This is a genomic window from Cereibacter sediminicola, from assembly GCF_007668225.1.
In the GTDB taxonomy this organism is placed as follows: Bacteria; Pseudomonadota; Alphaproteobacteria; order Rhodobacterales; family Rhodobacteraceae; genus Cereibacter_A; species Cereibacter_A azotoformans.
In genome coordinates this window covers 83042-94681 of the sequence record NZ_VDEK01000002.1, presented here as the reverse complement: position 1 = coordinate 94681, position 11640 = coordinate 83042, and the positions used below count along the sequence as shown (strand labels likewise).

General features: G+C 67.9%; 10 protein-coding genes. 8 read left to right on the top strand and 2 right to left on the bottom strand.

Features of this window, described 5'->3' with window-relative positions; translation table 11 throughout:
* Window positions 1-41 precede the first annotated feature (41 nt).
* The 7 genes from rpsD (at window position 42) to FG154_RS01745 (ending at window position 7149) form a co-directional block, all read left to right on the top strand.
* The gene (gene rpsD, locus FG154_RS01775; RefSeq protein ID WP_145103791.1) at window positions 42-662 is read left to right on the top strand and encodes a 30S ribosomal protein S4; all 621 of its coding nucleotides are present in this window, start codon (window positions 42-44) and stop codon (window positions 660-662) included.
* Between the two features lie 216 nt (window positions 663-878).
* The gene (gene hisC, locus FG154_RS01770) at window positions 879-1964 is read left to right on the top strand and encodes a histidinol-phosphate transaminase (protein ID WP_011909174.1); all 1086 of its coding nucleotides are present in this window, start codon (window positions 879-881) and stop codon (window positions 1962-1964) included.
* The gene (locus tag FG154_RS01765) at window positions 1964-2899 is read left to right on the top strand and encodes a prephenate/arogenate dehydrogenase family protein (RefSeq protein ID WP_145103789.1); all 936 of its coding nucleotides are present in this window, start codon (window positions 1964-1966) and stop codon (window positions 2897-2899) included. The genes hisC and FG154_RS01765 overlap by 1 nt, the downstream gene beginning before the upstream one ends.
* Window positions 2900-2904: 5 nt before the next feature.
* Window positions 2905-3768 carry an extensin-like domain-containing protein gene (locus FG154_RS01760; protein ID WP_145103787.1) on the top strand — a complete coding sequence of 288 codons (864 nt, stop codon included), beginning with the start codon at window positions 2905-2907 and terminating at the stop codon, window positions 3766-3768.
* A 3-nt stretch (window positions 3769-3771) separates the two neighbouring features.
* Window positions 3772-4320, top strand: a complete 549-nt coding sequence (locus FG154_RS01755; RefSeq protein WP_145103785.1) for a gamma-glutamylcyclotransferase — start codon at window positions 3772-3774, stop codon at window positions 4318-4320.
* 72 nt (window positions 4321-4392) lie between these two features.
* Window positions 4393-5568, top strand: a complete 1176-nt coding sequence (locus FG154_RS01750; protein WP_145103783.1) for a biopolymer transporter ExbB — start codon at window positions 4393-4395, stop codon at window positions 5566-5568.
* Between the two features lie 3 nt (window positions 5569-5571).
* Window positions 5572-7149, top strand: a complete 1578-nt coding sequence (locus FG154_RS01745; protein ID WP_145103781.1) for a peptidoglycan -binding protein — start codon at window positions 5572-5574, stop codon at window positions 7147-7149.
* Between the two features lie 107 nt (window positions 7150-7256).
* On the opposite strand, the gene clpA is transcribed toward FG154_RS01745, so the two are convergent.
* A complete protein-coding gene (clpA, locus tag FG154_RS01740; protein WP_145103779.1) occupies window positions 7257-9572 on the bottom strand; it encodes an ATP-dependent Clp protease ATP-binding subunit ClpA in 2316 nt (771 codons plus the stop codon).
* Between the two features lie 165 nt (window positions 9573-9737).
* Window positions 9738-10505, bottom strand: coding sequence for a hydroxyacylglutathione hydrolase (gene gloB / locus FG154_RS01735; protein ID WP_145103778.1), 768 nt, complete (start codon window positions 10503-10505; stop codon window positions 9738-9740).
* Between the two features lie 63 nt (window positions 10506-10568).
* Here gloB and FG154_RS01730 point away from each other — a divergent pair, with 63 nt between their 5' ends.
* The gene (locus tag FG154_RS01730) at window positions 10569-11357 is read left to right on the top strand and encodes a class I SAM-dependent methyltransferase (RefSeq protein ID WP_145103776.1); all 789 of its coding nucleotides are present in this window, start codon (window positions 10569-10571) and stop codon (window positions 11355-11357) included.
* Window positions 11358-11640: the final 283 nt, after the last annotated feature.

Sequence of the window (11640 nt, the reverse complement as noted above, 5' to 3'; positions counted from 1 at the left end):
CGGGAAAGGACAACGCCCTTCACGCTCGAAGGAGATCAGCGGTGACCAAACGCACCTCTGCCAAATACAAGATCGACCGCCGCATGGGCGAAAACATCTGGGGCCGTCCGAAGTCCCCGGTGAACAAGCGCGAATACGGCCCCGGCCAGCACGGCCAGCGCCGCAAGAACAAGCTGTCGGACTTCGGCACGCAGCTGCGCGCCAAGCAGAAGCTCAAGGGCTACTACGGCGACCTGACCGAAAAGCAGTTCCGCAAGATCTATGCGGAAGCCGAGCGCGTCAAGGGCGACACCGGCGAGATGCTGGTCGGCCTGCTCGAGCGTCGGCTCGACGCCATCGTCTATCGCGCCAAGTTCGTGCCGACCATCTTTGCCGCGCGCCAGTTCGTGAACCACGGCCATGTGACCGTGAACGGCCAGCGCGTGAACATCGGTTCCTACCGCTGCAAGGAAGGCGACGTGATCCAGGTGCGCGAGCGGTCGCGCCAGCTCGCGATCGTTCTCGAGGCCACCCAGCTCTCCGAGCGTGACGTGCCGGATTACATCGAGGTCGATTACTCGAAGATGACGGCGACCTTCGTCCGCACCCCGTCGCTGGGCGACGTGCCCTACCCGGTGGTGATGGAACCGAACCTCGTGGTCGAATTCTACGCGAAGAACTGATCCTGAGACCCGCGGCGTCACCCGGCGCCCGCGTCCAGGGACCTTCCGGCCGTTCCGCTTGCGGAGCGGCCTTTTTCTTCCGCAACATGCAGGGCAGGTGGCTAGGTCTTGTGGCCTGCGGGTCGCATCGCCCCAGCGCCTTCTGTTCCTGATCAGTTCGCACTGGTCTCATGACCTCGCCCCGGCTAGAACCCGCTGGCCAGAGGAAGGTGACCCATGAGCGACGCGATACGCCCCCAGCCCGGAATTCTCGACATTGCCCTGTACGAGGGCGGCAAGAGCCATGTGGCAGGCATCCAGAACGCGCTGAAACTCTCGTCGAACGAGAATCCCTTCGGACCCTCGCCCAAGGCGAAGGAAGCCTTCCTGCGCTCGGTGCATACGCTGCATCGCTACCCCTCGACCGATCACGCGGGCCTGCGCCAGGCCATTGCCGAGGTGCACGGGCTCGATCCGGCGCGGGTGATCTGCGGCGTCGGCTCGGACGAGATCATCACCTTCCTGTGCCAGGCCTACGCCGGGCCGCACACCGACGTGATCTTCACCGAGCACGGCTTCCTGATGTACCGGATCTCGGCCCTTGCGGTGGGCGCGAACCCGGTCGAGGTGCCCGAGCGCGAGCGCACGACGGACGTGGATGCGATCCTCGCCGCCTGCACGCCCCACACGCGGCTCGTGTTCCTGGCCAACCCGAACAACCCCACCGGCACGATGATCGGGCAGGCCGATCTGGCGCGGCTGGCCGAGGGGCTGCCGCCGCAGGCGATCCTCGTGCTCGACGGTGCCTATGCCGAATATGTGCCGGGCTATGACGCGGGCCTCGCCCTGGTCGAGAAGCGGACGAATGTCGTCATGACGCGGACCTTCTCGAAGATCTACGGGCTTGGCGGGCTGCGGATCGGCTGGGGCTATGGGCCGAAGGCGATCATCGACGTGCTGAACCGGATCCGGGGGCCGTTCAACCTCTCGACCACGCAGCTCGAGACGGCCGAGGCGGCGGTGCGCGATCAGGACCACGTGGCCCGCTGCCGCGCCGACAACGCCCGCTGGCGCGTCTGGCTGGCCGAGGCGCTGGCCGAGATCGGCGTTCCCTCGGACACGTCCATGGCGAACTTCATCCTCGCGCGCTTCTCGGACAGCGAAGAGGCCGAGGCCTGCGACCTCTACCTGCAGAGCCAGGGGCTGATCGTGCGGCGGGTGGCGGGATACAAGCTGCCGCACTGCCTGCGGATCACGATCGGCGACGAGGCCTCGTGCCGCCGGGTGGCCCACGCCATCGCCCAGTTCAAGAGGATGCGCTGATGGCGCTGCATGACCGCGTGGCGCTGATCGGGCTGGGGCTCATCGCCTCGTCGATGGCGCACGCGATGCGCGAGGCGGGCCTGTGCCGGGAGATCGTGGGCCACGCCCGCAGCGCCGAGACGCGGGCGACCGCGCTCGAGATCGGCCTCTGCGACCGGGTGTGCGAGACGGCGGCCGACGCGGTGGAGGGGGCCGACCTGATCGTGCTCGCCGTGCCGGTCGGAGCGATGGGCGCCATCGCCGCCGAGATCGCGCCGCATCTGAAGCCGGGCGCCACGGTCACGGATGTAGGGTCGGTCAAGCAGGCCGTCATCACGGCGGTCGCCCCGCACATCCCCGCGGGGGTGCATTTCATCCCCGGCCACCCGCTCGCCGGCACCGAACATTCCGGCCCGCGATCGGGCTTTGCCACGCTCTTTCGCAACCGCTGGTGGCTGCTGACGCCGCCCGAAGGCGCCGATCCGGCCGCGGTCGCGCGGCTTCGCGCGCTGTGCGAGGGGATGGGTGCCAATGTCGAGGAGATGGACGCGGCGCACCATGATCTGGTGCTGGCCGTCACGAGCCACACGCCCCACCTGATCGCCTACACGATGGTGGGCGTGGCCGATCACCTCCGCCGGGTCACCCAATCGGAAATAATCCGCTACTCGGCGGCGGGTTTCCGCGACTTTACGCGCATCGCCGCCTCGGACCCCACGATGTGGAGGGATGTCTTCTTGACAAACAAGGAGGCGACGCTGGACATTCTCGGCCGTTTCACCGAAGAACTTTTCGCGCTGCAGAGAGCCATTCGATTGGGTGATGGGGATCATCTTTTCGAATATTTCACGCGCACGCGCGCCATCCGCCGGGGGATCATCGAGGCGGGTCAGGACACGGCAGCACCGGACTTCGGCCGCGCGGCCGAGGCCACCAACGGGACAGGGAAGGGCTAGGGACGATGCGGGCATTCGGGGTGATGGTTCTCGTCACGGGATTCATGGCAGGAACCGCGCTCGCAGATGCCCCTTCGGTGTCTCCGCGTCCTTCGGCGCGCCCGGCTGTCGCCGCAGCGCCGGTTCCGGTCGCCGCCGCGCCCGAGCAGATGCTGCGCCCGCGGGCCCGTCCGGCCCTGAAGGTCGCGGCGGCCGAGGCCCTGCCGCGTGGTCCGGCCATGAGCCTTGTCGCGCCCGCACGGGCAGAGCCGCGGCGCGCGGGGCTTCTCGAGACGTTCTTCCGCCCGAAGGCCCGCCCGCCCGAGACCGTGACCCGCGCCGCCGCCGTCCGCACCGTGCCGGGCGGCGCGATGATCCAGAGCCGCAAGGGCTCGGTCTGCGGCGACCCGACGATCCGGGGCGCCACCCTCGCCCCCATCGTCGGAAGGATCCGCGGCTGCGGCATCGCCGAGCCGGTGCAGGTGACCTCGATCGACGGGGTGGCGCTGAGCATGGCCTCGACCATGGATTGCGGCACCGCCCGCGCGCTCAAGACCTGGATCAACCGGGGCCTGCGTCCGAACGTGCCCTCCGACGTCGTGAGGCTGGAGATCGCTGGCGCCTACACCTGCCGCAGCCGCAACAACCAGCGCGGCAACCCGATCAGCGAACATGGCCGCGGCAAGGCGGTGGATATCTCGGGCTTCACGCTCGCCAACGGCAAGTCTGTCACCATTGCCCGCGACTGGGGACGCGAGAAGATGATCCGCGCCTCGCACAAGGCGGCCTGCGGGATCTTCGGCACCACCCTCGGCCCCGGCTCGGACGGATTCCACGAGGATCACCTGCATTTCGACACGGTCGCGCGCCGCACGCCCTACTGCCGCTGAGCGATGCCCCGGCCGCTCTGGGTCTTTGGCTACGGATCGCTGATCTGGAACCCCGGCTTTCCGGTCGAGCAGAGCGTGACCGCGCGGCTCGACGGGTGGCGCCGCAGCTTCTGCATGACCTCGATCCACTACCGCGGCACCCTCTCGGTGCCGGGGCTGGTGCTGGCCCTCGATGCGGCGCCCGGAGAGGGGTGCGCGGGCGTGGCGTTCCGGGCCGCGGCGGGCACAGAGGCCGAAACCCTCGCTGCCCTGCGCGAGCGTGAACTCATCAGCCACGCCTATCTCGAGCAGTGGCTGCCGGTGGAGCTGACGACGGGCGAGACGGTCGAGGCGCTCGTCTATGTGATCGATCCCGCGCACGAGCAATATTGTGGCCGTCTCGACCTCGAGGCACAGGCCCGGATGATCGCGCGCGCCGTGGGCGAGCGGGGACCGAACCGGGACTACCTGCTGAACACCGTGGCGCATCTGCAGGAACTGGGCATCGACGACCCCGACCTGTGCTGGCTTGCAACACGGGTGCGTGCATTGGGCAACGAACCGGCGTCCTGACACTTTCCCCCGTTGGCAGCCGGTGGTGCCGCGCCTATTGTGCACAGGCAGAAGAAAGGGGCCTAACCCGCAATGCCGAGAACCGCCGTCGAGGCCGAGCCACACTTCACCCAGCCGGTCCGGCAGATCGTGATGATGCTCGTCGTCGTCGCGCTGGTCGCCATCGGCGCCTTCGTGGCCTTCACCACGCTCGAACGGGTGTTCCTCTCGAACCCCTATCTCAACGCCCTGATCTTCTTTGTCTTCCTTCTGGGGCTCTCCACCTGCTTCCTGCAGATGGCGCAGCTCGTCCAGTCCGTGAGCTGGATCGAGAATTTCGTCCGGGATCGGCCGGGGTTCGAATACGTGCGCGCGCCCCGCCTGCTTGCCCCGCTCGCCTCCCTTCTGCGCTCGCGCGGCAAGCGGATGCAGATCTCCTCGACCTCCTCGCGCTCGATCCTCGACTCCGTCGGCACGCGGCTCGACGAGGCGCGCGACATTACCCACTATCTGGCCAGCCTGCTGATCTTCCTCGGTCTGTTGGGCACCTTCTACGGGCTTGCAACCACCGTGCCGGCCCTCGTTCAGACCATCCGCGCGCTGTCCCCGCAGGAAGGCCAGAGCGGCGTCGAGCTGTTCGGCGAACTCATGGAAGGATTCGAGAGCCAGCTGGGCGGCATGGGCACGGCCTTTTCCTCCTCGCTGCTGGGGCTTGCGGGCTCGCTTGTGGTGGGCTTGCTCGAACTCTTTGCCAGCCACGGGCAGAACCGCTTCTATCGTCAGCTCGAGGAATGGCTCTCGTCCTTCACGCGCCTCACGCCCGCGGGTGTCGAGGGCGACGGGGCGGACGCCTCGCTGGTCGCGGGCGTGCTCGAGCAGATGATGCAGCAGATGGACCGGATGCAGGAGCTTTATGCCCAGGCAGACGTGAGCCGGAGCCTCGTCGATGCGCGGATGGCCGATCTCGCCGGCGCGGTCCAGATGCTGGCCGAGCGGATCGAGGCCCAGTCGAGCGGTCAGGCCGAGCTTCTCGAGCGGGTGGCCGCAGGGCAGGAGCGGCTGGTGACAGCCCTCGCGGGCGCGGAGGCTTCGGCCTTCGCGGATGCCGAGGCGCGCATGCGGCTGCGGTCGATCGACGTCCAGCTTCTGCGCATCCTCGAGGAGATTGCGGCCGGCCGCCAGGAAAGCACCTCGGACCTGCGCAGCGACCTCGCCGCGCTGACCGGCGCCGTGCGACAGCTGTCGCGCTCGGCGGCGGCGCGGGGCTAGGCGATGGCGCTGGTGCGGCGAAACGGGCGGCGCGAGACCAACATCTGGCCCGGCTTCGTCGATGCCATGACGGCCCTGCTTCTGGTGCTGATGTTCGTGCTGACCATCTTCATGGTGATCCAGTCGGTCCTGCGCGAGACGATCAGCACGCAGGACACCGAGCTTGACAGTCTGACCGGCCAGCTGGCCGATCTCGCCGACGCGCTGGGGCTCGAGCGTCAGAAGACGTCGGATCTGACCGCGGCCGTCGATGCGGCCCGCGCCGAGGGTGAGCGGCAGGCTGCCACCATCGCCACGCTGACCGCCACCCTGTCCGCCCGCGAGGGTGAGCTGTCGGCCGCCCAGGGCCGCATCGCCTCGTTCGAAGAGCAGGTGGCGACGCTCCTGTCCGAGCGCGATCGGGCGAGGGGCGAGGCGGAGCGGCTGTCGGCCTCGGTCGAGGAGCTCGAGGCGGCGCGGGCCGCCCTCATCTCGGAGCAGGAGGCGGCGCAGCTTGCACTGGCCCGGGCGCGCAGCGAGATCGATGCGCAGGCCGAGGCGGCGCGTCTTGCCGCCGCCCGGCGCGAGGCCCTGGATGCGCTGGTGGCGGATCTGCGCGGACAGGTCGCGGAAAGCGAGAAGAAGCTGTCGGACGAAGAGGCTGCCCGGCTGGTCGATGCGGCCGCGGCCGAAGCCCTGCGGGCGCGGCTGAGGGCGTCCGAGACCGAGCTGACCGCCATGACGCTGGCGCTGGAAGAGCAGCGCAAACGGGCCGAAGAGACCCTGACGCTGCTGGCGGCTGCGCGCACCGACGCCGCCCGGGCGGCGACCGAGGCGGAAGAACGGGCGGCCGCGCTGGCCGCCGCGCGCGAGCTTCTCGCCTCGCGGGAGGGGGAGGGGGCCGAGGCCGCCCGGCGCGTGGCGCTGCTGAACGAGCAGGTCGCCGCCCTGCGGGCGCAGCTCGGCTCGTTGCAGGGGCTGCTCGACGCGGCGCAGGAACGCGACGAGGAGAACATGGTCCAGCTGCAGAGCCTCGGGACCCAGCTCAACTCGGCGCTGGCGCAGGTGGCGGCCGAGCAGAAACGCCGCGCCGAGCTTGAGGAGGCGGAACGCCTCCGGCTCGAGGCGCAGAACAAGGATCTGGAACGGTTCCGGTCCGAGTTCTTCGGCCAGTTGCGGCAGGTTCTGGCCGGCCGCGAGGGGGTTCGGATCGTGGGCGACCGCTTCGTCTTTTCCTCGGAAGTGCTGTTCGAGCCGGGATCGGCCCAGCTTGCCCCCGAGGGCCGGGCGCAGATCTCGGGCGTGACGCGGACGCTGAGTGAAATCCGCGAGCAGATCCCGGACGGGATCGACTGGATCATCCGTGTGGACGGGCACACCGACGATGTGCCGCTGTCGGGCTTTGGCGCGTTCCGGGACAACTGGGAGCTGAGCTCGGCCCGCGCCCTCTCGGTCGTGCGCTACATGCAGCAGACGCTGGGCTTTCCGCCCTCGCGGCTGGCGGCGACGGGCTTTGGCGAGTATCGCCCCGTGGTGGAGGGCAGCAGCCCCGACGCCCGTGCGCAGAACCGCCGCATCGAACTCAAGCTGACCGAGCGTTAGGCCGCCCCGCTCCCGCGCCCCAACGGACGGGAGCGAGGCCGGATCATGCAGAAGGGCGGGGTTTCCCCCGCCCTTCGCACCCGTCTTCGGCCCGGAGAGACCGTCGGTCAGTCCGCCGTAAGCAGCGGCGGCTTGGAGCCCGTCAGGCGCGGTTTCGGCTCTTCGATCCTGAGATCGATCGTGCCGTCCTTGACACCCACCTTGACCAGCCCGCCCTTCACCAGCCGGCCGAACAGCAGCTCCTCGGCCAGCGGTTTCTTGATGTTTTCCTGGATCACGCGGCCCAGCGGTCGCGCGCCCATCTTGTCGTCGTAGCCCTTGTCGCCCAGCCAGGCGGCGGCCTCGGGCGACAGCTCGATATGAACGCCGCGGTCCATCAGCTGCGCCTCGAGCTGGAGGACGAACTTCTCGACCACCTGGAGGATCACCTCCTTGCCCAGCGGCGCGAAGGAGATCACCGCGTCGAGGCGGTTGCGGAACTCGGGCGTGAAGGTCCGCTCGATCGCGGCCGTATCCTCGCCCTCGCGCCGGTCACGGCCGAAGCCGATGGCCGATTTCGCCAGCTCCGATGCGCCCGCGTTCGAGGTCATGATCAGGATCACGTTGCGGAAGTCCACCGACCGGCCGTTGTGGTCGGTGAGCTTGCCGTGGTCCATCACCTGCAGGAGGATGTTGTAGACATCCGGGTGGGCCTTCTCGATCTCGTCGAGCAGCAGCACGCAATGCGGATGCTGGTCCACACCGTCGGTCAGCATCCCGCCCTGATCGAACCCGACATAGCCCGGAGGCGCGCCGATCAGGCGCGAGACCGCGTGCTTCTCCATATATTCCGACATGTCGAAGCGCAGCAGTTCCACGCCGAGGATCGAGGCCAGCTGCTTGGCCACTTCGGTCTTGCCGACGCCGGTGGGGCCGGCGAAGAGATAGTTGCCGATCGGCTTCTCGGGCTCGCGCAGACCCGCCCGCGCCAGCTTGATCGCCGAGGACAAAGCCTCGATCGCCTTGTCCTGCCCGAAGACCACGCGCTTGAGGGTCTTTTCCAGATCGCGCAGCACCTCGGCATCGTCCTTCGAGACGCTCTTCGGGGGAATGCGGGCGATCTTGGCCACCACGGCCTCGATCTCGCGCGGGCCGATGGTCTTGCGGCGCTTGCTGTCGGCCAGCAGATGCTGGGCCGCCCCCGCCTCGTCGATCACGTCGATCGCCTTGTCGGGCAGCTTGCGGTCATGGATGTAGCGCGCCGACAGTTCCACCGCCGAGCGGATCGCATCCTGCGTGTAGCGCAGGTCGTGATGCTCCTCGAAATAGGGTTTCAGACCCATCAGGATCTTCACCGTATCCTCGACCGAGGGCTCGTTCACGTCGATCTTCTGGAAGCGCCGCGACAGGGCGCGGTCCTTCTCGAAATGCTGGCGATATTCCTTGTAGGTGGTCGAGCCCATGCAGCGCAGCTTGCCGCCCTGCAGCGCGGGCTTCAGCAGGTTCGAGGCATCCATCGCCCCGCCCGAGGTGGCGCCGGCGCCAATTACGGTATGGATCTCGTCGATGAAGAGTATGGCGTCGGGATGCTCCTCCATCTCCTTGACCACGGCCTTCAGACGTTCCTCGAAATCGCCGCGGTAGCGGGTGCCGGCCAGCAGCGCGCCCATGTCGAGCGAGAAGATCGTGGCGCGGGCGAGGATGTCGGGCGTCTCGCCGTTGACGATCTTGCGCGCGAGCCCTTCGGCGATGGCGGTCTTGCCCACGCCCGGATCGCCCACCAGGAGCGGGTTGTTCTTGCGACGGCGGCAGAGCACCTGGATGCAGCGTTCCACCTCATGCTCGCGGCCGATCAGCGGGTCCACGTCGCCCTTGCGGGCCTTCACGTTCAGGTCGACGCAATATTTGGACAACGCAGACTCCTTCGCTTCGCCAGCTTCAGCCTTCGGGGTCTCATGATGCTCCTCCGCGCCGGTGACGGGGCGGGGCTCGCCATAGGACGGGTCCTTCGCCACGCCATGCGCGATGAAGTTGACCGCGTCATAGCGGGTCATGTCCTGCTCCTGCAGGAAATAGGCGGCGTTCGACTCCCGTTCCGCGAAGATGGCGACGAGCACGTTGGCGCCCGTCACCTCGGTCCGGCCGGAGGACTGCACATGGATGGCGGCGCGCTGGATCACGCGCTGGAAGGCGGCCGTCGGCACCGCCTCGGAGCCTTCGACGGTAGTGACGAGGGTGGACAGGTCGTCGTCGATGAAGTCGACGAGCGTCTTGCGCAATTCATCGAGATCCACCGAACAGGCCTTCATCACGCGCGAGGCGTCGGGCTCGTCGATCAGGGCGAGCAGCAGATGCTCGAGCGTGGCGAGTTCGTGACGGCGGGCATTCGCAAGCGCCAGAGCGCCGTGGATGGCTTGCTCGAGAGTGGTCGAAAAAGATGGCACGATCGGGTGCTCCTGTCCTGCGGGTCGAAGGGGCATCAGCTCCTCGGACCTTGGCCTCGTAAGTTTAAAGTTCGGTTTTCTTGGCCGCCCTTCAAGTGTTATTTCGGACAAGTTCTGCTTTCTGACAGCCTCCTCGCAAAAAGTGATCGCCCCTTCGCGCACGCATCAGAAATTGTCCTTCCGCCTTCGGATTTCGGCGAAAACCTCGGCATCTTCTGCATCGGCCATGCCAACGGCAGCCTTCACGGCGGCTTCTCCCGCCCGAAGGAAGGGATTGGTCGCGATTTCATCGGAAAGTTGTGAGGGAACGGTGGGACGACCCTCTTTGCGGGCCGCAGCGATGGATCCGACCCGAAAGATAAGCACAGGATTTTCGGGTTCAAGGGTGCAGGCAAAGCGGGCATTTGCCTGCGTATATTCGTGGCCCGAGCAGATCAGCGTGTCGGCGGGCAGTGCCGAAAGTTTGCGCAGGCTCTGCCACATCATCGGGGGCGTGCCCTCGAAGAGCCGCCCGCAGCCCATCGCCATCAGGCTGTCCCCGGTGAAGGCAAGGCCGGAGTCCGCGAAGTGAAAGGCGATATGTCCGACCGTGTGGCCGGGCACCTCGATGACCGTGCCTTCCTCGGAGCCGATCCGCACCCGGTTGCCCTCGGCCAGCGCGAGGTCGAGCGGCGGCAGGCGGTGGGCGTCGGCCGCCGCCCCCGCGACCCGGGCGCCGGTGGCCTCGCGCAGCGCCGCCACGCCCGCCACATGGTCGCCGTGGTGGTGGGTGAGGAGGATCTGCGTCAGGCGCCAGTTCCGCTCCGCGAGGGCCGCCATCACCGGTTCGGCCTCGGGCACGTCCACGACGGCGGTCTCTCCGCTCGCCGGATCATGGACGAGGAAGGCGTAATTGTCGCTGAGACAGGGCACCGTTACCAGTTCGAGCGGCATGGTTTCTTCTCCCTTTCCTTAGTAGTGTGGCCCGGACCTCTGCCCGGACAAGGCTTGCCTGCAATGCATCTCGACGTGCTCGACCTGCACAACTTCTACTACAGGACACCACTCGGACGGGTCGCGCAACGCGCCGTGCGGGATCAGGTCCAGAAGCTCTGGCCCGACGCCAAGGGCCAGACGGTGGCAGGCTTCGGCTTTTCGGTGCCGCTGCTGCGGCCCTATCTCGAGCAGGCCCGGCGGGTCATCGCCCTGATGCCCGGACCCCAGGGCGTGATGCCCTGGCCGGTGGGTATGGGCAACGTCTCGGTGCTTTGCGACGAAGGCTCCTGGCCGCTCTCGACCGGGATGGTGGACAAGCTCGTGATGCTACACGGGCTGGAAACGTCCGAGCACCCGTCCGAGGTCCTGGCGGAGGCCTGGCGCGTGCTGGGGCCCGGCGGAAAGGCGCTCTTCATCGTGCCGTCGCGCTCGGGGCTCTGGGCGCGGCGGGACGGCACGCCCTTCGGCTTCGGCCGGCCCTATTCGTTCAATCAGCTCGAGACGCAGCTCAAGCGCCACGACTTCACCCCCGAACGCACGCTGGCCGCGCTGTTCGCGCCGCCGCTTCATCAGCGGTTCTGGCTCAAGACCGCCGACTTCTGGGAGGCGGGGGGGCGGCGCTTCGCGCCCTGGCTGGTGGGCGGGGTGCTGATCGTCGAGGCCTCCAAGCAGATGTATGCGCCGACGCGCTCCGGGCTCAAGTCCGTCGTCACCAATCCGCTGCGCGCGCTCGAGGGCATTCCGCAGCCGCTGCCTGCGCCCGCAAGCCGCACTTCGGGCCGCTCGGGCCCCTGCAGCGACGGATGTTAGCGGCACCACGATTCCGATGTTAGCGGCACCAGCGCCGGTCATCTCGTCGCATGACAGAAAGCGACCTTGAAAGCCCTTTCCGCAGGCATCGTGCGAAAGGCGGAGGAGGGCACGGAGCGCCAAGGAAACAAAGGCTTCGCCCCGTCGCCGAAGGGCTGACCTTCGTGGTTGCGAGGCTGCAAGTCCTCTGCTACACCCGCCGCGAAACTTGAGACGCGCGGGAAAGATCCTTCGCGCCACACAGTGCCTCTGGCCTGCGGGACGCAAGACCCGCTGCCGGGGC

Coding starts and splice junctions, on each gene's coding strand:
- FG154_RS01730 (WP_145103776.1), top strand. CDS start 10,569: ATGCATCTCGACGTGCTCGACCTGCACAACTTCTACTACAGGACACCA.
- FG154_RS01755 (WP_145103785.1), top strand. CDS start 3,772: ATGCCCCGGCCGCTCTGGGTCTTTGGCTACGGATCGCTGATCTGGAAC.
- FG154_RS01760 (WP_145103787.1), top strand. CDS start 2,905: ATGCGGGCATTCGGGGTGATGGTTCTCGTCACGGGATTCATGGCAGGA.
- FG154_RS01750 (WP_145103783.1), top strand. CDS start 4,393: ATGCCGAGAACCGCCGTCGAGGCCGAGCCACACTTCACCCAGCCGGTC.
- FG154_RS01745 (WP_145103781.1), top strand. CDS start 5,572: ATGGCGCTGGTGCGGCGAAACGGGCGGCGCGAGACCAACATCTGGCCC.
- gloB (WP_145103778.1), bottom strand. CDS start 10,505: ATGCCGCTCGAACTGGTAACGGTGCCCTGTCTCAGCGACAATTACGCC.
- hisC (WP_011909174.1), top strand. CDS start 879: ATGAGCGACGCGATACGCCCCCAGCCCGGAATTCTCGACATTGCCCTG.
- FG154_RS01765 (WP_145103789.1), top strand. CDS start 1,964: ATGGCGCTGCATGACCGCGTGGCGCTGATCGGGCTGGGGCTCATCGCC.